At 71.3% G+C, this 24,263-nt stretch carries 25 protein-coding genes; 18 read left to right on the top strand and 7 right to left on the bottom strand.

All coding sequences use genetic code 11. The features are described 5' to 3' along the window. The first annotated feature begins 106 nt into the window (after window positions 1-106). Window positions 107-742 carry a CE1 family esterase gene (locus tag ABD709_RS17615; protein ID WP_344777831.1) on the top strand — a complete coding sequence of 212 codons (636 nt, stop codon included), beginning with the start codon at window positions 107-109 and terminating at the stop codon, window positions 740-742. A gap of 8 nt (window positions 743-750) precedes the next feature. Here ABD709_RS17615 and arfB read toward each other — a convergent pair whose 3' ends face one another. Continuing rightward, a complete protein-coding gene (gene arfB / locus ABD709_RS17610) occupies window positions 751-1,206 on the bottom strand; it encodes an alternative ribosome rescue aminoacyl-tRNA hydrolase ArfB (RefSeq protein ID WP_344777829.1) in 456 nt (151 codons plus the stop codon). A 45-nt stretch (window positions 1,207-1,251) separates the two neighbouring features. Here arfB and ABD709_RS17605 point away from each other — a divergent pair, with 45 nt between their 5' ends. After that, window positions 1,252-2,319, top strand: a complete 1,068-nt coding sequence (locus ABD709_RS17605) for a sodium:calcium antiporter (protein ID WP_344777827.1) — start codon at window positions 1,252-1,254, stop codon at window positions 2,317-2,319. Window positions 2,320-2,325: 6 nt separating this feature from the next. On the opposite strand, the gene ABD709_RS17600 is transcribed toward ABD709_RS17605, so the two are convergent. Then, on the bottom strand, window positions 2,326-3,750 hold the full coding sequence (locus tag ABD709_RS17600; protein ID WP_344777825.1) for a hypothetical protein: 1,425 nt from the start codon (window positions 3,748-3,750) through the stop codon (window positions 2,326-2,328). A 143-nt stretch (window positions 3,751-3,893) separates the two neighbouring features. Between ABD709_RS17600 and ABD709_RS17595 the strand changes: the two genes are divergently transcribed. The 3 genes from ABD709_RS17595 to ABD709_RS17585 all read left to right on the top strand — a co-directional run bounded on the left by ABD709_RS17595 (window position 3,894) and on the right by ABD709_RS17585 (window position 5,575). Then, window positions 3,894-4,406 (top strand): RNA polymerase sigma factor, encoded by a 513-nt coding sequence (locus tag ABD709_RS17595; RefSeq protein WP_344777823.1) that lies wholly within the window; start codon window positions 3,894-3,896, stop codon window positions 4,404-4,406. Beyond that, the gene (locus ABD709_RS17590; protein WP_344777821.1) at window positions 4,403-5,098 is read left to right on the top strand and encodes a hypothetical protein; all 696 of its coding nucleotides are present in this window, start codon (window positions 4,403-4,405) and stop codon (window positions 5,096-5,098) included. Before ABD709_RS17595 ends, ABD709_RS17590 begins: the two co-directional genes overlap by 4 nt. 135 nt (window positions 5,099-5,233) lie before the next feature. Further along, on the top strand, window positions 5,234-5,575 hold the full coding sequence (locus ABD709_RS17585; RefSeq protein WP_344777819.1) for a YrdB family protein: 342 nt from the start codon (window positions 5,234-5,236) through the stop codon (window positions 5,573-5,575). 7 nt (window positions 5,576-5,582) lie between these two features. On the opposite strand, the gene icmF is transcribed toward ABD709_RS17585, so the two are convergent. Further along, on the bottom strand, window positions 5,583-8,735 hold the full coding sequence (gene icmF, locus ABD709_RS17580; protein WP_344777817.1) for a fused isobutyryl-CoA mutase/GTPase IcmF: 3,153 nt from the start codon (window positions 8,733-8,735) through the stop codon (window positions 5,583-5,585). Window positions 8,736-8,835: 100 nt separating this feature from the next. Between icmF and ABD709_RS17575 the strand changes: the two genes are divergently transcribed. After that, complete coding sequence (locus ABD709_RS17575; protein ID WP_344777815.1) at window positions 8,836-9,333, top strand: MarR family winged helix-turn-helix transcriptional regulator; 498 nt, start codon at window positions 8,836-8,838, stop codon at window positions 9,331-9,333. On the opposite strand, the gene ABD709_RS17570 is transcribed toward ABD709_RS17575, so the two are convergent. The 3 genes from ABD709_RS17570 to ABD709_RS17560 are packed head-to-tail and all read right to left on the bottom strand — an operon-like array spanning window position 9,311 to window position 10,895. Further along, window positions 9,311-9,826, bottom strand: coding sequence for a low molecular weight protein-tyrosine-phosphatase (locus ABD709_RS17570; RefSeq protein WP_344777813.1), 516 nt, complete (start codon window positions 9,824-9,826; stop codon window positions 9,311-9,313). The two genes, ABD709_RS17575 and ABD709_RS17570, sit on opposite strands and share 23 nt — an antisense overlap. Next, on the bottom strand, window positions 9,823-10,215 hold the full coding sequence (locus tag ABD709_RS17565; protein ID WP_344777811.1) for a phage holin family protein: 393 nt from the start codon (window positions 10,213-10,215) through the stop codon (window positions 9,823-9,825). The genes ABD709_RS17570 and ABD709_RS17565 overlap by 4 nt, the downstream gene beginning before the upstream one ends. Beyond that, window positions 10,212-10,895, bottom strand: coding sequence for a GntR family transcriptional regulator (locus tag ABD709_RS17560; RefSeq protein WP_344777809.1), 684 nt, complete (start codon window positions 10,893-10,895; stop codon window positions 10,212-10,214). Before ABD709_RS17560 ends, ABD709_RS17565 begins: the two co-directional genes overlap by 4 nt. A gap of 115 nt (window positions 10,896-11,010) precedes the next feature. On the opposite strand from ABD709_RS17560, the gene ABD709_RS17555 reads away from it, so the two are divergent. The 12 genes from ABD709_RS17555 to ABD709_RS17500 all read left to right on the top strand — a co-directional run bounded on the left by ABD709_RS17555 (window position 11,011) and on the right by ABD709_RS17500 (window position 22,527). Then, a complete protein-coding gene (locus ABD709_RS17555; protein WP_344777807.1) occupies window positions 11,011-11,940 on the top strand; it encodes a dimethylarginine dimethylaminohydrolase family protein in 930 nt (309 codons plus the stop codon). An 18-nt stretch (window positions 11,941-11,958) separates the two neighbouring features. Further along, on the top strand, window positions 11,959-13,041 hold the full coding sequence (locus ABD709_RS17550) for a histidinol-phosphate transaminase (protein ID WP_344777805.1): 1,083 nt from the start codon (window positions 11,959-11,961) through the stop codon (window positions 13,039-13,041). Between the two features lie 37 nt (window positions 13,042-13,078). Continuing rightward, a complete protein-coding gene (locus ABD709_RS17545) occupies window positions 13,079-13,822 on the top strand; it encodes a hypothetical protein (protein ID WP_344777803.1) in 744 nt (247 codons plus the stop codon). 40 nt (window positions 13,823-13,862) lie between these two features. Further along, window positions 13,863-14,084: a hypothetical protein gene (locus tag ABD709_RS17540; protein ID WP_344777801.1), complete on the top strand. Its 222-nt coding sequence runs from the start codon at window positions 13,863-13,865 to the stop codon at window positions 14,082-14,084. A 79-nt stretch (window positions 14,085-14,163) separates the two neighbouring features. Beyond that, window positions 14,164-15,018 (top strand): Rv0361 family membrane protein, encoded by an 855-nt coding sequence (locus ABD709_RS17535; protein WP_344777799.1) that lies wholly within the window; start codon window positions 14,164-14,166, stop codon window positions 15,016-15,018. Further along, a complete protein-coding gene (locus ABD709_RS17530) occupies window positions 15,018-15,893 on the top strand; it encodes a fatty acid desaturase family protein (RefSeq protein ID WP_344777797.1) in 876 nt (291 codons plus the stop codon). Before ABD709_RS17535 ends, ABD709_RS17530 begins: the two co-directional genes overlap by 1 nt. Before the next feature lie 51 nt (window positions 15,894-15,944). Continuing rightward, window positions 15,945-16,697, top strand: coding sequence for a hypothetical protein (locus ABD709_RS17525; RefSeq protein ID WP_344777795.1), 753 nt, complete (start codon window positions 15,945-15,947; stop codon window positions 16,695-16,697). A 58-nt stretch (window positions 16,698-16,755) separates the two neighbouring features. Beyond that, window positions 16,756-17,697 carry a glutathione S-transferase family protein gene (locus ABD709_RS17520; protein ID WP_344777793.1) on the top strand — a complete coding sequence of 314 codons (942 nt, stop codon included), beginning with the start codon at window positions 16,756-16,758 and terminating at the stop codon, window positions 17,695-17,697. 127 nt (window positions 17,698-17,824) lie between these two features. Further along, window positions 17,825-18,991 (top strand): pyruvate dehydrogenase (acetyl-transferring) E1 component subunit alpha, encoded by a 1,167-nt coding sequence (gene pdhA / locus ABD709_RS17515; RefSeq protein WP_344777791.1) that lies wholly within the window; start codon window positions 17,825-17,827, stop codon window positions 18,989-18,991. Further along, complete coding sequence (locus ABD709_RS17510; RefSeq protein WP_344777789.1) at window positions 18,988-19,965, top strand: alpha-ketoacid dehydrogenase subunit beta; 978 nt, start codon at window positions 18,988-18,990, stop codon at window positions 19,963-19,965. Before pdhA ends, ABD709_RS17510 begins: the two co-directional genes overlap by 4 nt. A 17-nt stretch (window positions 19,966-19,982) precedes the next feature. After that, window positions 19,983-21,398 (top strand): dihydrolipoamide acetyltransferase family protein, encoded by a 1,416-nt coding sequence (locus tag ABD709_RS17505; RefSeq protein ID WP_344777787.1) that lies wholly within the window; start codon window positions 19,983-19,985, stop codon window positions 21,396-21,398. A gap of 64 nt (window positions 21,399-21,462) precedes the next feature. Further along, a complete protein-coding gene (locus ABD709_RS17500) occupies window positions 21,463-22,527 on the top strand; it encodes a serine/threonine-protein kinase (RefSeq protein ID WP_344777785.1) in 1,065 nt (354 codons plus the stop codon). A gap of 10 nt (window positions 22,528-22,537) precedes the next feature. On the opposite strand, the gene ABD709_RS17495 is transcribed toward ABD709_RS17500, so the two are convergent. Further along, window positions 22,538-24,049 (bottom strand): hypothetical protein, encoded by a 1,512-nt coding sequence (locus ABD709_RS17495; RefSeq protein WP_344777783.1) that lies wholly within the window; start codon window positions 24,047-24,049, stop codon window positions 22,538-22,540. Between the last annotated feature and the right edge of the window lie 214 nt (window positions 24,050-24,263).

Here is a 24,263-nt window from a genome sequence, read left to right as displayed (position 1 = left end):
CGGGGTGGGACCAACGACCGGTGTGCGACCGGACTGCTGCCAACTAGCGTCGATCTCGTTGCCGGACGGGCGCACCTACGTCGCTCGTGTGCCCACGTGCTCGCCCGTGGGCAGCGCGGAGTGCGCCGACGTCCTTGCCAAGCCGCGAACGGTGATCTTCTTCCTCCACGGCGCCGGCGGCCTCGAGGACCCCGCCACGAGCGCGTACTGGCTCGGGGCGTTCCACGCCATCGCCCCGGACGCGATCCTCGTCTACGGCATCAGCAAGGACGGCTCGCGGCGTTGGGACGCCGGTGTGTGCTGCACGACCGCACCCGTGGACGATGTCGGCTACCTGGCCGAGGTCGTCGACGACCTCGCTGCGTCGTGGTCGATCGCCCGTGCCCGCGTGGGTGCGCTCGGCGTCTCCAACGGCGGGATGCTCGCACTCCGCGCGACGTGCGAGCGCCCTGACCTTGTCACCGCCGTGGCGGCGCTCTCGGCGACCTACGACGGCGCCTGCGACCGGGGAAAGGTGCGGGTCGCGCAGTGGCACGGCGCTCTCGACACCGTTGTGCCTCTCGACGGTGGGGCGGTGCCGCTGTACGGAGCGGTCCGGAACTTCCCGCCCGTCGCCTCGATCGCGAAGCGCATGACAGCAGGATCGGTCTTCGTGGTGAGCATCCTGCCCGGCCGGTCGCACGCGATGACCTGGGCGGAGTACCGCCCCGCGATGCTCTGGCTGCTCGGCGTCCTGCGCTAGCAGCGCGGCTACTCGTCGCGGACGCGGCCCCGCAGGGCCTTGGTGCGGCCCGCCTTCTTCTTCTCCTCGACGCGTCGACGCTGGGAGCTCCGGCTGGGCTTGGTCGGGCGCCGCGGCGGTGGCGGCGGCGCCAGCGCGGCGTGGAGGAGGGCCACCAGGCGCTCGCGGGCCGCGACGCGGTTGCGGTGCTGGGACCGGTGCTCGGAGGCGACGACCGACACCTGTCCGGCGGAGTCCAGGCCAGGCAGCCGGCTTACGAGGCGGGTGCGCTGGTCGTCCGTGAACGCCGAGGAGGTCGCGGGGGTGAAGAGCAGCTCGACGCGCGAGTCCGTGGTGTTGACCGACTGGCCGCCCGGACCGGGCGACCGGGAGAACCGCTCGGTGAGCTCGGCCGCAGGGATGGTGGCGCCGGACGGCAGCCCCGGGCCGGGCGGCACCACGAGGTCCTGGCCTGGCTCGGTCACCCGTCGACCGTAATAGCCGGGCACCGGATCGGGTACCGCGTCCCCGTGTCGGAGCTGTCGCTGCCTGTCCTGCTGATCATCTTCGCGGCCGCTGCCGGGGCGATCTGGGTTGCGGGGATCCAGCTCTCCGACCAGACCGACGTGCTGTCCACGCGGCTGCACCTCGGTGCTGCGCTCGGCGGGTTGATCATGCTGGCGATCGCGACGAACCTGCCGGAGATCGCGATCGTCGCCAGCGCGGCGACGTCCGGGAGCATCAGCGTGGCGGTGGGGAACATCCTCGGCGGCATCGCCATCCAGACGGTGGTCCTCGTGGTGCTCGACGCCTTCGGGGTGCGGGGGGAGCGGCCGCTCACCCATCAGGCGGCGTCGTTGGTGCTGGTCCTCGAGGCCGCCCTCGTGGTCGCCATGCTCGGGGTGGTCGTTGCCGGCAGCCAGCTCCCCGGCGGGCTCATCGTGTGGCGGCTGACCCCCGCGCCGGTCCTGATCGCGGTCCTCTGGGTCGCGGGCCTCCTGCTCCTGCAACGAGCGGGGAAGGGGCTGCCGTGGCACGAGTCCGGAGAGGCTCCGGACAACCAGGTCCCACCGAAGGGTCATTCGCAGCAGAAGACCGAGCAGGACGCATCGGCCAGGGGAGTGAGCACCGCCAGGTCCGCGGCGATCTTCGCCGCCGCGGCCCTCCTCACCCTGGTCGCAGGCGTGTTCCTGGAGCTCAGCGGCGACGCGATCGCCGGGGACGTCGGCCTGTCCGGTGTGTTGTTCGGTGCCACCGTGCTGGCCGCCGCGACCTCGCTTCCGGAGGTGTCCACCGGCCTGACCTCCGTCCGGCAGGGGGACTACCAGCTGGCGGTGAGCGACATCTTCGGCGGCAACGCGTTCCTGCCGGTCCTCTTCCTGCTCGCCACCCTGCTCTCGGGTCAGGCGGTGCTGCCGCAGGCGCACGACACCGACATCTACCTGACCGCGCTGGCGATCCTGCTCACCATGGTCTACGCGGCGGGGCTGCTTTTCCGACCCGAGCGACGGGTGGCCCGGATGGGTGTCGACTCCCTGGTCGTGCTGGTCCTCTATGCCCTCGGCGTCGCCGGGTTGGTCGCCATTGCAACTTCCTGAGCGGGATCAGGCGGCGTTGAACCCGGTCACGTCGATCGCGGTGCCTCGGATGAACTGGGCCTCGAGGGAGCCCAGCATCGTGGTGCCCTTGGTGGTCACCAGGCGGTAGAGGCCGTGCGGCGTGCCCCAAAGCCACTTGTCGGGTCCGAGCTGCAGGACCGAGTAGCCGAGGTGGGTCTTCGCCCGATGAGCCTGGCGGGTGAGCGGAGCGTCGTTGTGATCGCCGGTCTGGCCGGGCGGACCGTGCACGTCGAACGGCGTCGGATGGTCGTGGTCCGGCGAGCGGCCGGCATGGTTGATCCTGGTCGAGGAATGCGGGAAGACCTCACCACCCGTGCGCAGCTCACTGCGCAGCTTCACCTTGGTGGGGTGCTCGTAGGCCTTGGTGGACCGTCCCGCGTTGAGGTCCACGACCGGGGTCAGGAACACCTGGTGATGGCTGAGCAGGTCGCGGAGCTGGGACAGGAGCCGCGGGCCGAGTCCCTCGACCCGCGCCACTCCGTTGACCATGCCGAGCAGGACCTCGGCGTCGATGTGGGCATAGATCCGGGCCTTGTCGGGCATCGGTCGCTCGGCGGTCGGCGCAGGCGGCTCGTCCTCCGGTTGCGGGTCAGTGGCTGCGAAGAAGTCGAGCACCGCCTTGGGGTCGGCGAGCATCGCCAGCGCCTCGGCTCGGAAGTGGTCGATGCCCAGCGCACATCCGCCGGCATCGGTGGTGGTCTCGGCGTTCTCTGCCAGCTTGTTCGCCAGCTCCTCGACCACGGCGTCGAGTGCACTCAGGTCGCCCTCGTCGAGCCGGGCGAAGATCATGCCCGTCCCCGGCTCACCCGCCTCGTCGTCCACGGCATCGCCGGGCTCGGTGTGGCGGATCCACACGCCCTTGTGCTGCTTGGCCTTGCGGACCCGCTCTTCGTGGGCCTCGAGGTCGGCCTCGATGATCTTGGCCTCCGCGATCTGGAGCAGCACGGTGGGAGGCTCATCCGCCGCTTCGGCGAGCGCGGCGTCGACGAGCTTGACCTGGTCGGCGTCGAGCTTGCGACACATCATGGCGATCTTGCGCGCGACCCACATCTCGACGCGGAGGTCGGAGACGGCCTGCCAGAGCTCCGGCAACCGGTGGCGGAGGTCGAGCCCGTCGGCGATCGCGCGACGGGTGCTGAACAGGCTCTCGCAGCGCGCGACAGCGAGCTCCAGCAGCGCGAGGTCCTGCACCTTGGGCGTCCCGTCACCGCCGAGCCGGACCAGCCGAGGACCGCCCTTGCTCGCCTTGCGCCGGAAGCGTGGGTCGTCCTGCGGATTGCCGGAAAACGTGTCAGCCCACGCGAGCACGATCTGCATCGTCCGCAGCTCGCTCCGCCGACGTACGACGATCTCGGACTCCGCCGCAGCCAAGAGCTGCTGCGGTGTGTGATCTGAGTACGCCGAGGGCATGTATTGATGATAATCGAACACACATCCGATAACCAGGGGTGGCTTTCGCCGATCATCGATGGCGTCGAACGAGTCTGATCCGCCGGTGACACACGTCGACCTCCCGGACGTTTCATAGTGTGAGGTCAAGGAACGGAGCCCCCGTGGACACCGCGCAGTTCGAAGCGTGTTGGCACACCCACATCCGACGAATCGTCGCCTACGCGGAACGTCATGTCGGCCGGGATGTCGCCTGCGACATCGGTTCTTCTACCTTCCTCACCGCGTGGCGGACCTGGGACGTTGTCCCGCCCGAACCTCTTCCCTGGCTGATTTCGGTGGCCCGCGGACACGTCCGCAACCATCAGCGCTCCCTCCGACGCCGGGGCAGCTTGGAGCAACGGCTGGCGTTGCTGGACGAGTCGGCCTTCGCGGGACCAGACGCGAGCGTCACCGCAACCGAGCGAGCAGAAGCGCTCGCGGTCCTCGCCGCCATGCCCGAACACGACCGGGAGGCACTGCTTCTGGTCGCCTGGGATGGCCTCACGACCGAGCAAGCAGCACAGGTGCTCGGATGCCGCCCCGGGACCCTAAGGATGCGACTCCACCGGGCTCGAGCCCGCATCGAATCCACGTCAACCGGCCCCGCTTTGCCGATCGCAAGGAGCGCACAGTGAACGTCCTCGACGAGATCCGACCCCGCGCCGAACACCTCACCGACGAGCGCTCCCGCCAGATGCTCACCGCCGTTCTGGCTTCGCCAGAGCGCCGACCCAAGCCTCGGTGGATGAACAGGGCCGCCGCCTTCGGGTTGTGCGGTGTCATCGTCACCGGCGGTGCCACCGCCTACGCGACCGGCCTCGTCCCCGACATCGTCGCCGATCGCTTCCAGCAGATTCGTGGCGGGCAGGACGGCTGGCCCGACCCGATCTACAACGAGCGCCTGATCGCTGATGTCCCGCTCAGCAACGGCAAGCAGGCCCGTGTCTGGTACGCCGACACCACCGACGGCCAGTGCGTCATCCGAGACATGACCGGAACCGTCACCAGGCCCGGAGACTTCGGAGTCGGATGTGCACGCTGGGGCTACGGCTCGGAGCAGACGGACCTGCGCCGCGGAATCCACTGGCAGACCTCCGCCGACGGCCCGGCAGTTGTCTACGGCGACTTCAGAGGCATGACGGCCGACGTAGCGCGCGTGCGAGTAGCCGGGCCGGGCTGGACCAAGTCGTTCCGCGTACGCAACGAGGCCTTCGGCGGGGAAGTCCCCGCGGGAGTTGATGGGGACCGCATCCGCTTCACCTACCTCGACGCCCGAGGAGAGGAGATCGCCAGCAACGTCACCATGGTCACGATCGAATCCGAGTAGCCGGTCGCATCCCTTCGCCGAGAGGGTGGCGCGAGGTAGTCGCGATACAGGCGACCTGGAGCCAACCACTCGCCGACGTAGTGGTGTTCACGAACGACGTCGCCAGGCGGACCAGCCCACGGCATGATCTGCGCCGTGGCGATCTTCGGATGGACGGTCCTGGCGCTCGTGTTCGTCGACGAGCTGCTGGCGGTGGCGGCGTTCGGCGTCTGGGGCTGGGACAACGACCCGCGGTGGCTGCTGGTCTGGGCGCTGCCTGCCGTGGCGATGGCGGCGTGGTTCTTCTTCGCCTCGCCCAAGGCGGCGTACGGCGGAGCGGTGGTCCGGCCGGTCGCGAAGGTGATCGTCTTCGGCCTGGCGTGCCTCGCGCTGGCCGACGCCGGCCACGGCGGCTGGGCGGTCAGCCTGCTGGTCTTCTCGGTCGTCGTGAACGCCCTCGCGCTGCTGCCGAGCATCAGGGTGCTCGCAGACGGCTGAGCCGGTCTCAGACGTTGCGGCGGTACTGGCCGCCGACCTCGAAGAACGCCTCGGTGATCTGACCGAGGGTGCACACCCGCGCGGCGTCCATGAGGACGGCGAACACGTTCTCGTCGGACGTCGCAGCCTCCTTGAGCCGGGCCAGGGCCGTAGGGGCGTCGGTGGCGTGCCGCTCCTTGAAGTCGCGGAGCCGGCGCAGCTGCGACTGCTTCTCGTCGTCGGTGGCGCGGGCCAGCTCGACGTGGTCGGGGGTGCCGTCGTCGGCGCCGTCCTTGCGGAAGGTGTTGACGCCGATGATCGGCAGCGAGCCGTCGTGCTTCCTGTGCTCGTAGAGCATCGACTCGTCCTGGATCCGGCCGCGCTGGAAGCCGGTCTCCATCGCGCCGAGCACGCCGCCGCGCTCGGAGATCCGGTCGAACTCGTGCAGGACGGCCTCCTCGACGAGGTCGGTGAGCTGGTCGATGACGAACGAGCCCTGCAGCGGGTTCTCGTTCATCGCCAAGCCCCACTCCTTGTTGATGATCATCTGGATGGCCAGCGCGCGGCGTACGGAGTCCTCGGTCGGCGTGGTGACGGCCTCGTCGTAGGCGTTGGTGTGCAGTGAGTTGGCGTTGTCGTAGATCGCGATCAGCGCCTGCAGGGTGGTGCGGATGTCGTTGAACGCCATCTCCTGGGCGTGCAGGGACCGCCCGGAGGTCTGCACGTGGTACTTCAGCCGCTGCGAGCGCTCGTTGGCGCCGTAGCGCTCCTTCATCGCGACGGCCCAGATCCGGCGCGCGACGCGGCCGATCACCGAGTACTCCGGGTCCATGCCGTTGGAGAAGAAGAACGACAGGTTCGGCGCGAAGTCGTCGATGTCCATGCCGCGCGCGAGGTAGGACTCGACGTAGGTGAACCCGTTGGCCAGGGTGAACGCGAGCTGGCTGATGGGGTTCGCCCCGGCCTCGGCGATGTGGTAGCCCGAGATCGAGACCGAGTAGAAGTTGCGGACCTCGTTCTGGATGAACCACTCCTGGATGTCGGCCATGCAGCGCAGCGAGAACTCCGTGGAGAACAGGCAGGTGTTCTGCCCCTGGTCCTCCTTGAGGATGTCGGCCTGCACCGTGCCGCGCACCGTGCGCAGCGCCTCGGCGGGATCGATGCCCGACTCCTTGGCCTGGTCGATCGCGGTGTTGAGGAAGAACGCCAGCACCGTCGGCGCCGGGCCGTTGATCGTCATCGAGACCGACGTCGTCGGAGCGAGCAGGTCGAAGCCGTCGTAGAGCGCCTTCATGTCCTCGAGGGTGGCCACCGAGACACCCGAGGTCCCGATCTTCCCGTAGATGTCCGGCCGCTCGTCGGGGTCGTTGCCGTAGAGCGTGACGGAGTCGAAGGCGGTGGAGAGCCGGGTCGCGTCAAGGCCGTGGGAGAGCAGCTTGAACCGCCGGTTGGTGCGGAACGGGTCGCCCTCGCCGGCGAACATCCGCGCCGGGTCCTCGCCCTTGCGCTTGAACGGGAACACCCCCGCGGTGAACGGGAAGTAGCCCGGGAGGTTCTCGCGCCGCCAGAACCGCACCAGCTCGCCGTGGTCCTCGTAGTGCGGTACGGCGACCCGCGCGACCCGGTTGCCGGACAGCGACTCGCGTCCGTGCTCCTCGGTGTCCTTGCGGTAGTCCTCGACGATCCCGGGCCAGGCCCCGAGCTGGTCGCGCACCTCCAGCGGCACGTCGGCCTCGGCGCGGGTCGCGGCGGTGCGCACGTCCTCGACGTCGATCTCCGCGGCGACCTCGCTGAACCGCTGGGCCCGGCGCGCCTTCGCGACCAGGTCCTCGGTCTCGCCGTGGTAGCCACGCACCGTGCGGGCGATCTCGGCGAGGTAGCCGGTGCGATCGGCGGGCAGCACGTGCTGGATCCGCGTCGACTTCCGGCCGCCCACCGGCGCGAGGGTGCCCTCGCCGACGTCGAGGCCCTTCTCGGCCAGGAGCCCGCGCAGGTACTGGTAGAGCGCCGTCACCCCGTCGTCGTCGAAGGTCGCGGCAGAGGTCCCGAAGACCGGCATGTCCTCGGGCCGCGCGCCGAACGCCTCCCGGTTGCGCACCAGCTGCCGGCCGACGTCGCGCCAGGCGTCCTCGGCACCGCGACGCTCGAACTTGTTGATCGCGACCGCGTCGGCGAAGTCGAGCATGTCGATCTTCTCCAGCTGCGAGGCGGCGCCGAACTCCGGCGTCATCACGTAGAGCGAGACGTCGACGAACGGCACGATCGCCGCGTCGCCCTGGCCGATGCCGGGCGTCTCGACCACGACCAGGTCGAACCCGCCCGACTTCACCACGGCCAGCACGTCCTCGAGGTGCTCGGGCAGCTCGTGCGCGCCCCGGGTCGCCAGCGACCGGAAGAACACCCGGTCGCGGTCCATCCCCTCGCCGGACAGGTCCAGGCTGTTCATCCGGATCCGGTCGCCGAGCAACGCGCCGCCGCCCTTGCGCCGGGTGGGGTCGACCGCGACCACCGCGACCCGGACCTTGTCCTGCTGGTCCACGCGGAGCCGGCGCACGAGCTCGTCGGTCAGCGAGGACTTCCCGGACCCGCCGGTGCCGGTCAGGCCGAGCACCGGGACCCCCGCGCCCGCCTCGCGCAGCCGGTCGAGCACCTCGGGCGCGAGCCGTCCGGTCTCGGCGCCGGTCACCGCCCGTGCGAGCGCGGCCCGGTCGCCGGCGAGCACCTCGTCGGCGGAGACCTCGTGCATCGACCACAGGTCGACGTCGCAGTCCTCGACGACGGTGTTGACCATCCCCGGCAGGCCCAGCCGCTGGCCGTCCTCGGGGGAGAAGATCCGCACACCGGCCTTCGCGAGCCGGTCGATCTCGTCGTGCACGATGACACCGCCGCCACCGCCGACCACCTTCACGTGGCCCGCACCGCGCTCGCGGAGCCGCTCGACGAGGTACTCGAAGTACTCCACGTGCCCGCCCTGGTAGGACGAGACCGCGACGCCCTGGACGTCCTCCTCGATCGCGGCCTCGACGATCTCGGCGACCGACCGGTTGTGCCCGAGGTGGATCACCTCGCAGCCCTGGCTCTGGAAGATCCGCCGCATGATGTTGATCGCCGCGTCGTGGCCGTCGAACAGGCTCGACGCGGTCACCACGCGGACGGGGTGCTGCGGCCGGTACAGCGTCATCGCTAGCCCTTCAGATAGTCGGACATCCGAGGAAAATGATAGGACATCCGACCAACCGCGCCAACAACGCACGGCGCGGGTGCGATTACGATCTCCGTCCATGGCAGAGAGGCCCCGCCTGCCGTTCGACCCCATCGAGCGCGCGGGCGAGCTGTGGGGCGAGCGGATCGGGGACCCGTCGGCGATGCGGCTGGCCACCTCGATCATGCGCGTGCAGCAGCTGCTGCTCGCCGAGTTCGACCGGGTGCTGCGGCCCTTCGGCATCACCTTCGCGCGCTACGAGGTGCTCGTGCTGCTGTCCTTCAGCCACGCCGGGGAGCTCTCGCTCAGCAAGATCGGCGAGCGGCTGATGGTGCACCCGACGTCGGTGACGAATGCGATCGACCGGCTCGTCGACGCCGGGCTGGTCTCGCGCACGGCCGACGGTGTCGACCGCCGGCGGGTGCTCGCCTCGCTCACGGCCGAGGGGGAGCGGGTGCTCAAGGACGCGACCAAGGCGCTGACCGACATCGACTTCGGTCTCGCGTCGCTCGACGACGCGGACCGGGAGCGGGCCTACCAGCTGCTGCGGTCGGTCAGGTCGGCCGACTTCGAGTGAGCGCGGCGACGATCTCGTCGGCGGTCCGCTCCACCATCGCCAGCACCTCGGCGAACCCCTCGTCGCCGCCGAAGTAGGGGTCGGGCACCTCGGCTCCCGGCGACACCGGGTCGAAGTCGCCGTACAGCCGCACCCGCTCGTCGTCGACCTCGCTCGCGAACAGCTCGCGCAGGTCCCGCAGGTTCTGCGCGTCCATGGCGAGGAGCACGTCGTGCTCGCCGGCCCAGTCCGCCGTGACCTGCTGCGCCCGGTGCCGGCTGCCGTCGTAGCCGGCCGTGCGCAGGGTCGCGGCCGCGCGCCGGTCCATGCCCTCGCCGACGTGCCAGTCGCCGGTGCCGGAGCTCACGACCTCGACGTGGTCGAGGCCGGCCGCGGCGACCCGGTCGGCGAGCACGACGTGCGCCATCGGGGAGCGGCAGATGTTGCCCAGGCAGACCACGGCGATCCGGTAGCGCCGGGGGTCCCGTGGCGCCGGCAGGTCGGGTCGGCTCACTCGTCGGGACCGACGAGGGCGTCGAGGATCCAGGTGACGATGCTGATGACGACGGACCCCCAGACAGCCGTCCAGAACCCGTTGACGTGGAAGCCGAGGTCGACCAGCCCGGACAGCCACGCCACGAACTTGAGCATCAGGGCGTTGAGGATCAGCAGGAAGATCCCGAGCGTCAGCAGGATCAGCGGGATCGACAGGACCGTGAGCACCGGCTTGACCCACGCCGTGACCACGGTCGCGAGCGCCGCGACGATCAGCAGCGGGATGATCTTGTGCTGCAGCTCGGCCGTCCCGTGGGTCGGGCCGCGGAACCAGATGCCGTCGAAGAGCCAGGCCGCGAACGCGATCGCGGCGGCGGTGATCGCCCAGCGGGCGAGGATGCGGGTCAAGTGAGCTCCAGGGCCTCGATGATCTCGTCCGCGGCGTCGTCGATGTGCCGCCGCAGGAACTCGTGGGCAGCGTCGATGTCGGCCACCTCGAGCAGTCTTACCAGGCCCTCGTGGGAGTCGGCCTGGTCGTGGGCGTTGCGGCGGATCCGGTCGACCTGTGCGAGGGCGAGCTTGAGCTCGTCCATCAGCGCCTCCGCCATCTGCACCAGCCGCGGGCTGCCGGTCAGCTCGACCAGCGACACGTGGAAGGCGAGGTGCCGCTCGTTGAGCTCCTCGTAGGACGCCTGCCCGGTCCGCACCGCCGTCGTGTAGGCCTCCAGCGTCGACCGCACCCGCTGGCGGCGTACGTCGTCCGCGGTCGCCCACGCAAGGACGCCCGCACCCTCGAGCACCCAGCGCGCACGGCACACGTCGCGCACCGAGTCGGCGCGCGGCGTCGCGACGCTCACGCCGCGGTGCGGCTCGCGGGTCGCGAGGCCCTCGCCCACCAGCACGGTGAGCGCCTCGCGCACGGTCGGCCGCGAGACGCCGAGCGACTCGGCCAGGGCGATCTCGCGCAGCGGCGTGCCGCTCTCCAGCTCGCCCTCGAAGACCGCTCGCCGGAGCTCCGCGGCCACCCGCTCGACCGTCGAGGCGTGCTCGACGCTCAGGCCGGCGAACGCGGTGGCGGGACGGGACATGGCCCCATTGTGCCGGTCCGGACCCCCGGCTGGCGGATGGCGCCGCCATCTGTCACACTCCGCTTTGTCAGATTGTCAGACAAAAGCAACGCTTCTTCGTCAAGGGAGGGATCCAATGGACGAGCGCGCTCTCGAGTGGGGCCACCGCTACGCGATGGTCGACCCGTCGCAGTTCCGTATCGACTACGCCATCAACCCGTTCATGGATCCCGCCGTCCAGCCCGACCACACGCGGGTGGCGGAGCAGTGGGACGCCCTCGCCACCGCGCTGCGCAGCGCCGGCGCGAAGGTCGACGTCATCCCCGCGCGTGCCGACAGCCCCGACATGGTCTACGGGATGAACCTCGGCCTGGTCGTGCACCGCCCCGAGTGGAGCGGCCCCGGCCGGCAGTCGGTCGTCATGTCCCACATGCGCTACGAGCAGCGCCGCCACGAGACGGTGTCGGCCGAGGCGTGGTTCCAGAGCCGCGGCTACGCGGCGTCGTACGTCGGGCGCGGCGGCATCGGCCCGCACTTCGAGGCCGGCGACGCCTTTCCGTGGCGCGGCGAGCTGGTCATCGGCTACGGCCCGCGCACGGAGGAGCTCGCGCTGAAGGCCGTCGCCGCCGACCTCGGCGTCCAGGTCCGCGGCCTGCGGATCACCCACCCCGGGATGTACCACCTCGACCTGGCGTTCTGCCCGCTCGACGAGCGCCGCGCGATCGTCTGCCCCGACGCGCTCGACCTTCCCTCGGCCGAGGCGCTGCTCGCGCTCGTCCCCGAGCCGCTGGTGATCACCGAGGAGGAGGCGATCGAGACCTTCTGCGCCAACTCGGTCGTGATCGGCCGGACCGTCGTGATGCCCGCGTGCCCCGACCGGGTCCGCGCGCAGCTGGAGGCCTGGGGCTTCGACGTCCTCGTGGTCGACGTCTCCGAGTTCCACCTCGGCGGCGGGTCGGTGCGCTGCCTGACCAACCCGCTCGACATCACCCGGGGGCGCGACCTGGAGCCGGTCCTCGGCGGCCGGGTGCTGCTGCCCGAGCTCGACGAGGAGCCGGCCGCCTAGGCACATAGGGTCGGCATCGTGTCCGGTCCCCAGCCGCTGCCGCGCGTCAGCGCCATCCCGCCCTACGTCCCCGGCAAGCCGCCGGTGGCCCGGGCGGGGCTGACGACGTACAAGCTCAGCTCCAACGAGAACCCCTACCCGCCGCTTCCCGGTGTCATCGAGGCGGCGCACGCGGCGGTCGCGGAGATGAACCGCTACCCGGACATGGGCTCCGCGGCGCTGTACGCCGAGCTGGCCGCGCGGCTCGGGTGCCCCGAGGAGGAGCTGGCCGTGGCGACCGGCTCGGTCGCGCTGATCTTCCACCTGCTCACCGCGTTCTGCTCCGAGGGCGACGAGGTCGTGCACGCGTGGCGCTCCTTCGAGGCCTACCCGATCGCGGTCGCGGCGAGCGGCGCGACCGGCGTACCGGTCCCGGTGACCACCGGTGCCGACGGCGGCAGGCACGACCTCGACGCGATGGCCGCCGCGGTCACCGACCGCACCAAGGTGGTCCTGCTGTGCACGCCGAACAACCCCACGGGACCGGCCCTCACGCACACCGATGTCGAGCGGTTCCTCGCGCAGGTGCCGCCCCACGTCCTGGTCGTGGTCGACGAGGCCTACCGCGAGTTCGTGCGGATGGCGGACCCGGTCGACGGCGCGGCCCTGCGTCGCCGGCACGAGAACGTCGTGCTGTTCCGCACCTTCTCGAAGGCCTACGGGCTGGCCGGGCTGCGGGTCGGGTACGCCGTCGCCGCGCCATCCGTCGTGGCGGCCGTCCGCGCCGTGTCCACGCCGTTCGGGGTGTCCTCGATCGCCCAGGCCGCCGCGATCGCCTCGTTGCGGGCCGAGGACGAGCTCCTCGAGCGGGTCGCGACGCTCGTCGCCGAGCGGGACCGGATGCTCGCCGGCATCCGCGCGGCCGGCTGGACGGTGCCCGAGGCGCAGGGGAACTTCGTGTGGTTCGACCTGGGCGAGACGACCGGGCCGTTCACGGCCGCCGCGGGAGACGCCGGCCTGAGCGTGCGGCCGTTCGCGGGCGAGGGCGTCCGGGTCACGGTCGCGGAGCCGGCCGCGACGGACCGGCTGGTGGAGCTGCTGGCCCGCGTGTCGCTACGGTGAGCGCAGCGCCCGCCGACCTCACGTTCCGGAGACCCCGATGAGCTACAACCAGCCTCCGCCGCCGCCTCCGCCTCCGCCGGGACAGCCCTACGGCGCGGTGCCACCCCAGGCGCCGCCCCCGCAGTCGCCGCCCCCGTGGACCCCCGGCGCCCCGCCGCCGAGTGGCGGGTCGGGGAAGAAGGGCCTGTGGATCGCCCTCGCCATCGTCGGCGTGCTGGTGCTCATCGGTGCAGCGGTCGTCCTCGGCATCGTCGTCTTCGGCGGTGACGACTCGGGCGACTCGGGATCCTCGTCCTCCGGCTCGGCGGCGGGCTCCTCCGACGAGGACGCCGTCGACGCCGTGGTCGCGCAGTTCCTCGACGCCGCCAAGACCAACGACTGCGACGCCATCCAGGACATCGTCACCGACCACTTCAAGAACATCATCGGCGAGTGCGACACGATGAGCAGCGACACCCTGGACAGCTACACGATCGACGACACCCGGGTGGACGACTCGGCGGGGACCGCCGAGGTCGACGCGACCGCGACCGACAGCGGCGAGGACCTGCCGCTCACCTTCAAGCTGGTCGACGAGAGCGGTGACTGGAAGATCGACGACTTCGACTTCTCCGGCACCGACATCCCGTCGGCGTCGGTCCCGACGGACATCCCGACGGACTTCCTCAGCGACTTCCCGACGGACTTCCCCTCGGGATTCCCGACCGACTTCCCGACCGACCCGTCGGAGCTCGAGAGCTACATCGAGTCCTACCTCGGCTCGCTCACCGCGTCGCCGTGATCCGCTGCACGGGCCGGGGGGCACGCCTAGGCTGTCCGGCATGACCCAGCCGCCGCCGTACGGCGTGCCGCCGCAGCAGGGCTACCCCCAGCAGGGTTACCCGCAGCAGCCCCCGCCCGGCTACCCGCCCCAGCAAGCCGCCGGATTCCTGCCTCCGCCGCCGCCCTCGAAGAAGCGGACCATCGGGTTCTGGATGGGGCTGCTGACAGCCGTCGTGCTGGTCCTGCTCGTCGTCGTGGTCTGGCTGATCACCGGCAGCTGAGCAAAGCCCGCGTGCGAGAATGCGCCCGCACCGTTGCCGGCCGAACCCGGTCCGACCGAACCCGAACTGAGGAGTCGTCATGTCCGACCCGAACCAGCCCACGACCCCTCCCGGCTGGTATCCCGACGGACAGGGCGGCCAGCGCTGGTGGGACGGCCAGCAGTGGACCGAGCACACGCAGCCCGGCGACGCCGGTGGTCAGCGCCCCACGCCCGGGGCGCCCCAGGCGCCTCCTTCCGCGGACGCCCCGACGCAGGTCGCGCCCAACCGCGCGGCGGACTACCCGGCTCCGCAGCAGCCGCAGCAGCCCTACGGCGCGCCGGCCCAGCAGCCCTACGGCGCCCAGCCGTACGGCGCTCCGCAGCAGCCCGGCTACGGCGCTCCCCAGCAGCCCGGCTACGGCGCTCCCCAGTACGGTGCGCCCGCCAAGTCCGGCGGCAAGAAGGGCCTGCTGATCGGGGCCATCGTGGCGGTCGTGCTGGTGCTGCTGGTCTGCGGCATCGGCGGCTTCTTCATCCTCAAGGGCGGTGACGACCCGAAGAGCGTGGCCGACGACTACCTGGGCGCGCTCGCCGACGGCGACTTCAACAAGGCCTGCGACCTGTCCTCGGGCGACGCGCAGAAGAAGATCTTCGACGACTCCGGCGCGAGCAAGTGCAGCGAGGTCGAGGACAAGTACGACGAGCTGCTCGCCTCCTCCGGCCAGGACGGCAGCTTCAAGGACTTCTTCAAGGACCTCGACGTCAACTACGACATCGGCGACGTGAACGAGAACGGCGACAAGGCCACCGTGAAGTACACGATCGAGGTCAAGTACACCGGTGACGACGAGACCCTCGGCCAGGCGTTCGAGCAGCCCAAGTCCGACGAGACCCTGACCATGGTCAAGGAAGACGGCGACTGGAAGGTCGACTCCGACACCGGCGACATGTGATGCGCGGCGCGCTCGCCGCCACGCTCGTGCTCGTGGCGACGATCCTGTCGCCGTTCGCGATCACCGCCGTGTGGCTGTCCTCGACGGCCGACAGCACGGACGCCTACGTCGACACCGTCGCGCCGCTGGCCGACGACCCGACGCTCCGCGCCGAGCTGGCCAACCGGATGAGCCAGGCCGCCGTGGCCGAGCTGCAGCAGCGGCTTCCGGTCGCGGTGCCCGACGGGATCGACGAGATGACCGGGGCCGCCGCCCGCCAGGTCGTCGCCGACTCCGGGTTCCCCGACTTCTGGCGGGAGGCCAACCGGGACGCGCACCGCGAGTTCCTGCGCGTGATGAACGAGCACGGCGGCAACCCGAACGGCTGGGTGACCGTGGATCTCTCGCCCCTGATGGTGGACGTCTACCAGCACCTCGGCGACGCGACCGGGCTTCCGGTCGCGGGCATCCCGACGCCCGAGCTGCGCGTGCCCGTGGCGCGCGAGTCCCAGCTCGCGAAGTACCGCACCGCCTACCGGGTGCTCGACGGGGCGGGGCTGGTCCTCGCCGTCACCTGGGTCCTGCTGGTCGGCCTCGCGGCGCTCGTCGCCCGCGGCTGGCGTGGCCGGCTCCGCGCGATCGGGGTCGCGGCGCTCGGGCTGGCCGTGGGCGGCCTGCTGGTGCGGGTGGGGACCCCGCCGGTCGTGCACGCCCTGGCCCACCAGGCGGACCCCGGGCAGCGCGCCCTGGTCCAGCTGATCCTCGGCGTGGTCGGCGACTCACTCCGGTCCCGGGCGACGATGGTCGCCGTCGCGGCGGCCGTCGTGGGGCTGGGGCTGGTCGTGGTCACGCTGCTGCCCGGGCGACGTACGTCCTCGGCTCAGTCCTGGGGATGAAACTTCGGTGATCCGCGTTTGGGCGGGCCGCTTCTGCCCTACCTTCTCTGCGTGAGCAATCCCTACCCCCCGCCGCCGGGCCAGCCCGGCGAGCCGGCGCCGACGCAGATCGTCCCCCAGGGCGGGGTCCCGCCGCAGGGCTACCCGCAGCAGCCGCCCCAGCAGCCGTACGGCAGCGCCCCGGGCGGTGGGGGCTACCCGCCGCCGCCGGGTGGCGGCTACCCGGCTCCGCCGACCGGGGGCGGTGGCGGCGGCAAGGGCCTGATCATCGGGATCATCGTCGCCGTGGTCGTGCTGGTGGTCCTCGCCGGCGTGGGCGGCTTCTTCCTGCTGAGCGGCAACGACGATGACTCCAAGGCGTCCGACGACACCAGCTCGCAGACGACCGAGGCCAGCACCCCGGACTCCTCGAGCGCGTCCACCCCGACGGACACGTCGACCGCCCCGTCCACCACGGACACCACGGCGACGACCCCTGGCACCGAGCCGTCGATCAGCGCCCAGGCGTTCCTCGACTCCTTCTTCGAGGGCAACTGCCAGGCCGTCGAGGGCCTCTCGACGCCGGAGTTCTGGCAGTCGAACTTCGGCAGCCAGAAGTCCTGCAAGCAGGCCTCGCCCAACCTCGCGATGTCCGACGTCCAGTACACGTTCTCCGACCCGACCGACAACGGCGACGGCTCGGTCACGCTGGCCGCCGACGTCTACGCGCCGGAGACCGACAAGACGTTCTCCTGCACCTGGACCCTGGTGCCCGACCCCACCCTCGACTGGCTGATCGACGACTTCACCTACCAGGACAAGTGACGCGCGCCTGACGACGCAGCCGTGGCCCCGCCTTGGAGCACGTTCCTAGGGTGGGGTCATGGCTGCGTACGTCGCGGAGACCGACTTCAAGCGGGACACGATGTATGTCCCGGACCGGATCACGCGCGGTGCCCGGACGCCCGAGCACGGCCCGGTCGACGGCGAGCTCTGGCCCGTCGAGCCCGGCCGCTACCGGCTGATCGCCGCGAAGGCGTGTCCGTGGGCGAACCGCTCGATCATCGTCCGCAACCTGCTCGGGCTGGAGGACGTCATCTCGCTCGGGATGCCCGGGCCCGTGCACGACCAGCGCAGCTGGAGCTTCGACCTCGACCCCGGCGGCCGTGACCCGGTGCTCGGGATCGAGCGGCTCCAGGACGCCTACTTCGAGCGGTTCCCTCACTACGACCGCGGCATCACGGTCCCGGCGATCGTCGAGGTCGACAGCGGCCGGCTGGTGACCAACGACTTCCCGTGGATCACCCACGACCTTTTCCACGAGTGGCGCGACTTCCACAAGGAGGGTGCGCCGGACCTGTGGCCCGAGGGGTTGCGGGAGGAGATGGACGCGGTGATGGAGCGGATCTACACCGAGGTCAACAACGGCGTGTACCGCTGCGGGTTCGCCGGCTCCCAGGACGCGTACGACGCGGCGTACGACCGGCTCTGGACGGCGATGGACTGGCTCGAGGAACGTCTCGCGTCGCGCCGCTACCTGATGGGGGAGGCGATCACCGAGGCGGACGTCCGGCTGTTCACGACCCTGGCGCGGTTCGACGCGGTCTACCACGGCCACTTCAAGTGCAACCGGCAGAAGCTCGTCGAGCTCCCGAACCTGTGGGCCTACGCCCGCGATCTCTACCAGACGCCGGGCTTCGGGGAGACGATCGACTTCGACCAGATCAAGGCCCACTACTACGTCGTCCAGAACGACATCAATCCCTCCGGGATCATCCCGAAGGGACCGGCCGTCGAGGCCTGGGAAGAGCCGGTCATGCGGTAGGTTTGCCCGCACCGACGATGTGTTCCGGATCACGTCGCGCCACCCCTGTGACGGGCCGGACATCTCGACCCGACACCGGGAGCGCGGCTACCCCCGCCGACCCGGCGACGCAAGGAGTGGGAAGACCATGACCGACCCCGAAGCCACCTCCGGATTCGGACCCGACCTGGCCGACGTCTTCGGCCCCCGGCCCAGCGATGGCGGCACCGAGCTGATCCAGCTCCTCACCCCGGAGGGCGAGCGGGTCCACCACCCCGAGTTCGACCTCGACTTCCCTGAGGAGCAGGTCCGCGGGTTCTACCGCGACATGGTGCTCGCCCGACGCCTCGACGTGGAGGCGACGGCGCTGCAGCGGCACGGTGAGCTCGGCCTCTGGGCCCAGCTGCTCGGCCAGGAGGCCGCGCAGATCGGCGCCGGCCGCGCGCTCGCGCCGCAGGACTTCGTCTTCCCGACCTACCGCGAGCACGGCGTGGCCTGGTGCCGCGGGGTCGACCCCGTCAAGCTGCTCAGCCTGTTCCGCGGCGTCGACCAGGGCTCGTGGGACCCGGCGGAGCACAACTTCCACCTCTACACGATCGTGATCGGCGCGCAGACCCTGCACGCCACCGGCTACGCGATGGGCGTGCAGCGCGACGGCCTGGTCGGCACCGGCGACCCCGACCGCGACGTGGCCGTCGTCGCCCACTTCGGCGACGGCGCCTCGTCGCAGGGCGACGTCAACGAGGCGTTCGTGTTCGCCGCGTCCTACAACGCGCCGGTCGTGTTCTTCTGCCAGAACAACCAGTGGGCGATCTCCGAGCCGATCGAGCGGCAGAGCCGGATCCCGCTCTACCAGCGGGCTCGCGGGTTCGGCTTCCCTGGGCTCCGCGTGGACGGCAACGACGTGCTGGCGACGTACTCCGTCATGAAGGCCGCGCTGCAGCGGGCTCGAGAGGGTCAGGGTCCGACGCTGGTCGAGGCCTACACCTACCGGATGGGCGCGCACACCACGACCGACGACCCGACCCGCTACCGGCTGATCGAGGACGTCGAGCACTGGAAGCTCAAGGACCCGATCGCCCGGGTGGAGGCGTTCCTGCGCCGCAAGGGGGTGGCTTCCGACGAGTTCTTCGCCGGCGTCGCCGCCGAGGCCGACGACCTCGGCGAGATGCTGCGCCGCGAGTGCCACGCGCTGCCCGATCCCGACCCGAGGGCGATCTTCGACCACGTGTACGCCGAGCAGACCGCCGAGCTGCAGGCGCAGCAGGACGGCTTCGCGGCCTACCTCGACTCCTTCGAGGAGGCGGCACGATGACGCAGCTCACGCTCGCCAAGGCGCTCAACGCCGGGATCCGCCGGGCGATGGAGGACGACCCCAAGGTTGTCGTGATGGGCGAGGACGTCGGCCGGCTCGGCGGCGTCTTCCGGATCACCGACGGGTTGCAGAAGGACTTCGGCGAGGACCGCGTGATCGACACCCCGCTCGCGGAGTCCGGCATCGTGGGCACGGCCGTCGGCCTCGCCCTGCGCGGCTACCGCCCGGTCGTCGAGATCCAGTTCGACGGGTTTGTCTACCCGGCCTACGACCAGATCGTCTGCCAGGTCGCGAAGATGCACTTCCGTAGCAAGGGCAACCTCCGGGTGCCGATGGTGATCCGGATCCCCTACGGCGGCGGCATCGGCGCGGTCGAGCACCACAGCGAGTCCCCCGAGGCCCAGTTCGCGCACACGCCCGGGCTCAAGGTCGTCACCTGCTCCAACCCCGTTGACGGCTACTGGATGATCCAGCAGGCGATCGCGTCCGACGACCCGGTGATCTTCCTCGAGCCCAAGCGGCAGTACCACGCCGCGAAGGCCGACGTGGACGAGAGCGCCGATCCCGCGCCGCTGTTCTCCTCGCGCGTCGTCCGGGCCGGTGGCGACCTGACCCTGATCGCCTACGGGCCGACCGTGAGCACCTGCCTCGACGTCGCGTCGGTCGCAGCCGAGGAGGGCCGCTCGCTCGAGGTGATCGACCTGCGCACGCTGTCGCCGCTCGACATGGGGCCCGTCGTCGAGTCGGTGCGCCGCACCGGCCGCGCGGTCGTGGTCCACGAGGCACACGCCAACCTCGGCCTCGGTTCGGAGCTCGCGGCCCGGATCAGCGAGGAGTGCTTCTTCTCGCTGGAGGCCCCGGTGCTGCGGGTGGGCGGGTTCGACACGCCCTATCCGCCCGCGCGGGTGGAGGACGCGTTCCTCCCCGACCTCGACCGGGTGCTCGACCACGTCGACCGCGCGCTCGCCTACTGAGAGCTGGAGGAGCCTTCGTGCCCGAGTACAAGCTGCCCGACGTCGGTGAGGGACTGACCGAGGCCGAGATCGTCGCCTGGCGGGTCAAGGTCGGCGACGAGGTCGCGATCAACGACATCGTGGTCGAGATCGAGACCGCCAAGTCGATCGTCGAGCTCCCGTCGCCCTACGCCGGCACCGTGACCGCGCTGCTGGTCGGCGAGGGCGAGATGATCGCCGTCGGCACGCCGATCATCGCGATCGGCGCCGCGGGCGAGGCGGGCGCCGATCGAGAGGCCGCCCAGGAACGAGGCGGCGCACCGAGGTCGTCGGCGCCGATCGACACCAACGTCCCGCCCGAGGGCCAGGCGACCCTGGTCGGCTACGGCCCGAAGGAGACGGCGCTCCAGCGCCGTCCGCGCCGACTGCCGACGCCGGAGATCGCCGCCCGTGCGCAGGCGCAGGCGTCCTTCATGCCCGGCGCCGCCTCGCCCATGGTCGAGGCCGAGGAGCCGTCCGACGAGAGCCGTCCGGTGCCGCACCACCCGCGCGGCCGCCGGGAGGCTGCCACCCACGCCCACGTCCTCGCCAAGCCGCCCGTGCGCAAGCTCGCGAAGGACCTGGGGGTCGATCTGTCGGTGCTGACGGGTTCGGGTCCGGAGGGTCAGGTCACCCGCGCGGACGTCGAGGCGGCGACGTCGGAGGTTTCGAGGCTCGGCGCTGGGGCGCCTCGCACCTCAACCACCGACGCCGAGGGCAGGGAGACCCGCGAGCCGATCAAGGGTGTGCGCAAGATGATGGCGGCGGCGATGGTGCAGTCGGCCTTCACGGCACCCCACGTGACCGAATGGGTCACCATCGACGCCACCGCGACCGTCGAGCTCGTCGAGCGGCTGCGCAAGCGGACCGAGTTCCGCGACGTGAAGGTGTCGCCGCTGCTCGTCATCGCCCGCGCGGCGATCCTCGCGATCCGGCGGTCGCCGGTGATCAACTCGACGTGGGACGACGCCGCCGAGGAGGTCGTGGTCAAGCACTACGTCAACCTCGGCATCGCCGCGGCCACACCGCGCGGGCTCGTCGTGCCCAACGTCAAGGAGGCGCAGGACATCTCCCTCGCCGGGCTGGCCCGGGAGCTCGAGCAGCTCACCGCCACCGCCCGGGAGGGCCGCACCCAGCCGGCCGAGATGGCCGGCGGGACGTTCACGATCACGAACGTCGGGGTGTTCGGCGTCGATGGCGGTACGCCGATCATCAACCCCGGCGAGTCGGCGATCCTCTGCATGGGCGGCATCAAGAAGCAGCCCTGGGTCGTGGGCGACGCGGTGGTGCCGCGGGACGTGATGACGCTGTCGCTCTCCTTCGACCACCGCCACATCGACGGCGCCACCGGCTCGCGGTTCCTGGCCGACGTGGCCGGGATCGTGTCCGACCCCGCCACCGCCCTCCTGTTCTGAGGGCTCCGACGAGACCTGGGGACGGCCGCTCGCACGGCGGCCGTCCCGGGGGTAGAACCGGTGCGTGCCCACCACGGTCGGTCCCTACCGGCTCGTCCGCGAGCTCGGGCGCGGCGGCATGGGCGTCGTGTTCGAGGCGGTCGACGACGCCCTCGACCGTCGGGTGGCGCTGAAGCTCATCGCGCCGCAGCTCACGGCGGTGCCGGGCTTCCGCCGGCGCTTCATCCGGGAGGCCCGCGCGCAGGCGTCGCTGGACTCGCCGCACGTCGTGACGGTCTATGCGCACGGCGAGGTCGACGGCCGCCTGTTCATCGCCACCCAGCTGCTCCCGGACGGAGACCTCGGCGCCCTGCTGCGCGTGCGCGGCCGGCTCCCTGCCGCCGTCGCGGCCGACCTGGTCGGTCAGGTCGCCGCCGGGCTCGCCGACGCCCACGCGGCCGGGTTGGTCCACCGCGACGTCAAGCCGGCGAACGTCCTGCTGCGCGTGCGGGAGGGCGGGATCGCGGCGTACCTCACGGACTTCGGGATCGCCTGCCGGGTCGGGGCGCCGGGTGCTCCCGGGGCCGGTGCGGCCGGGACGCCGAGCTACATGGCCCCCGAGCTGGTCGCGGGCGGCAGACCGGCGCCGACCAGCGACGTCTACTCGCTCGGCTGCCTGCTGCGGACGGCGCTCGGACCCGGCCGGCGGAGCCGGAGGCTCGATCGGGTCCTGCGGTCCGCGCTCGCCACCGACCCGTCCGAGCGCTACCCCGACGCGGCGGCGATGCGGGACGAGCTGCGCGCGCTGGCGCGGCGGCGGACGCCGTACGCCGCCGTGCTGGCGGCAGCGGTCGCGGTCGCGGTCGCGATCGTGGTCGGCAGGAGCGGGTCGGTCGGCGGTGGCGACAGCGCGGACGAGCACGGCGTCACGACGGAGATCGCGCACGTGCTGGCCGAGCAGGGCACGGTCGACCGCGTGGACGCGGACTGCGTGGCGCGATACCTCGTCCGCACGCGCGGGATCGCGGGCCTGGTCGCGGGCGGCCTCCTCGACGCCGACCACCACGTCGGCACGACCAACAGCGACGACCTCGACCCGGCCGTCCTCGGCGACCTCCTGGCCGCCGGTCGGTCGTGCATCCTCGGCTAGCGCCGGGGCGTCAGCGGTCGGCGACCCGCACCAGGCCCGCCAGGGTGGCGACGTACGCCGTCCCGTCCGGGCCGAGGTAGATCGCCGCGTAGTGGTTGTTCCACTGCACGCCGGTGCCGGTCAGCCGGCTCCAGACGACGTTGCCGGTGCGGATGTCGAGCGCGGTGAGGTACCAGGCGTCGATGCCGTCCCTGCGGGCCGGTTTGGTGTAGGCGTAGAGCAGCCCGTTCCCGAGGGATGCCTTGGCCACCGACGTCGGAGCCGAGACGCGGTCGTTGGTCCAGGCGACGTGGCAGCCGTCGGCGTCGATGTCGACACGCGCGAGGCCCGGTGTCGTCGTACGGCCGAGCATCGTGGACTGCACGCCGCTGTAGCCGTAGTTGTTCTCGATGATCAGCGAGCTCCCTGCGGCGACCAGGCTGTTCTCCGTGGTGCTCGCGCCGTCACGCAGCACCGGCACCGAGCAGTGCAGCCGGTCCGCGACGCCGCTGCGGCGGTCGTAGACCAGGATGTTCGTGCGCGGGTCGGCGTTGTCGGCGATCGCCACCCACCGGTCGCCGAGGAGCGTCGGCGAGGTACCGGAGCCCTGCGAGAGCATGCCCGGCTTCACCCGGCTGCCCCGGTCGTAGACCTCGCGCCAGGTCACCTCGGGCGTGCCGTCGGGGGCCGCGTCGAAGCGGTACATCGCGTGGGTGGAGACGGCGTACATCCCGCCGGTCTCATCGCCCGACACCGAGTTGAAAATGCCCTCGCCCGCGGGGAGCCGCAGGGAGTGGACCGCGCCGGTCGCGCGGTCGAGGGTGCCGACGACGCCCTGCTGGCTGAACCACCAGACCAGGCCGTTCCAGTCGACCCCCGTCGCTACCAGGCAGTCGTCCGCCGAGAGCTCGGAGGCGGCCGACCAGTCGTGGACCCGGGTGAGCGCCCCGTCGTCGGCGACCGCGATCTCGGCGATGCCGTCGTCGGTGGTCGTGGCGAAGGCATGGTCCTCGTCGTCGAGGAAGAAGTAGGTGCCGCCGCAGATGTCGGTGAGCGGGTTGGCGCCGCTGGTCAGGTCGCGCTTCGAGACCTGGAGGCGGTCCACCGGGTCCAGGGTGACCGGATCGATCACCATCATCGTGAAGCCGTCGAGTCCGCCGCAGAGCCCGACCAGCCGGCCGTGGGAGTCGAAGGCGACCGTCGCGCACTCGCGGACGCCGTAGCTGCGGGACGTCACCTGCGGCCGACGGCCGAGCGGACCGCTGACGTCGTAGGCGTCGGTGCTGTAGGGGTCGTCGTGCATGCTGCTGGTGCCATTGGGTGCGAGGAACGGGTTCTGCGGCACCGGCGGCGCGGCGACGGGGTGCGGGACGGCGGCATGACCGAGGAACCGTGGCACCAGCAGGTCCGTGGGCAGCGACGGGATCGGCAGGCCCGAGCCCGCCCCCGGAGCGGGCACGGCAGGTGCGGAGGGGGCAGCGAGGAACGCGAGCGCGACCGTCGCGAGGACGGCGCCGACCCGCGCGAGCGGGAGCACGCGCATCCGCGGATTGTAGAACGAGTTCTACCGCCGGGGGAGCGCTTCGGTCGGTCCGCTCCCGGCCGTCGACGAAGCCGTGTCCTTCTCGCGTGTCGGGGGTTGTCCCATGAGTAACAGCCCGCGAACGCTACGATACGTCTGCAAAATCAGTCTCGCGGCGCCCGGCAGGGGGAGGCGTCCGAAACATCACTCCCCGTCCGATGCTCTCCAAGGAGTC

Origin of the sequence: Nocardioides panacisoli (assembly GCF_039537325.1) — a bacterium.
GTDB classification, from domain to species: domain Bacteria; phylum Actinomycetota; class Actinomycetes; order Propionibacteriales; family Nocardioidaceae; genus Nocardioides; species Nocardioides panacisoli.
Note: the sequence above shows the minus strand (reverse complement) of the source record. Positions and strands in the feature narration are given on the sequence as shown.

Bases quoted from the DNA above. Each gene is read 5' to 3' on its own strand.
- pdhA (WP_344777791.1), top strand. From the start codon at position 17,825: ATGACCGACCCCGAAGCCACCTCCGGATTCGGACCCGACCTGGCCGAC.
- ABD709_RS17545 (WP_344777803.1), top strand. From the start codon at position 13,079: ATGAGCTACAACCAGCCTCCGCCGCCGCCTCCGCCTCCGCCGGGACAG.
- ABD709_RS17540 (WP_344777801.1), top strand. From the start codon at position 13,863: ATGACCCAGCCGCCGCCGTACGGCGTGCCGCCGCAGCAGGGCTACCCC.
- ABD709_RS17530 (WP_344777797.1), top strand. From the start codon at position 15,018: ATGCGCGGCGCGCTCGCCGCCACGCTCGTGCTCGTGGCGACGATCCTG.
- ABD709_RS17600 (WP_344777825.1), bottom strand. From the start codon at position 3,750: ATGCCCTCGGCGTACTCAGATCACACACCGCAGCAGCTCTTGGCTGCG.
- ABD709_RS17555 (WP_344777807.1), top strand. From the start codon at position 11,011: ATGGACGAGCGCGCTCTCGAGTGGGGCCACCGCTACGCGATGGTCGAC.
- ABD709_RS17560 (WP_344777809.1), bottom strand. From the start codon at position 10,895: ATGTCCCGTCCCGCCACCGCGTTCGCCGGCCTGAGCGTCGAGCACGCC.
- ABD709_RS17495 (WP_344777783.1), bottom strand. From the start codon at position 24,049: ATGCGCGTGCTCCCGCTCGCGCGGGTCGGCGCCGTCCTCGCGACGGTC.
- ABD709_RS17520 (WP_344777793.1), top strand. From the start codon at position 16,756: ATGGCTGCGTACGTCGCGGAGACCGACTTCAAGCGGGACACGATGTAT.
- ABD709_RS17510 (WP_344777789.1), top strand. From the start codon at position 18,988: ATGACGCAGCTCACGCTCGCCAAGGCGCTCAACGCCGGGATCCGCCGG.
- ABD709_RS17575 (WP_344777815.1), top strand. From the start codon at position 8,836: ATGGCAGAGAGGCCCCGCCTGCCGTTCGACCCCATCGAGCGCGCGGGC.
- icmF (WP_344777817.1), bottom strand. From the start codon at position 8,735: ATGACGCTGTACCGGCCGCAGCACCCCGTCCGCGTGGTGACCGCGTCG.
- ABD709_RS17535 (WP_344777799.1), top strand. From the start codon at position 14,164: ATGTCCGACCCGAACCAGCCCACGACCCCTCCCGGCTGGTATCCCGAC.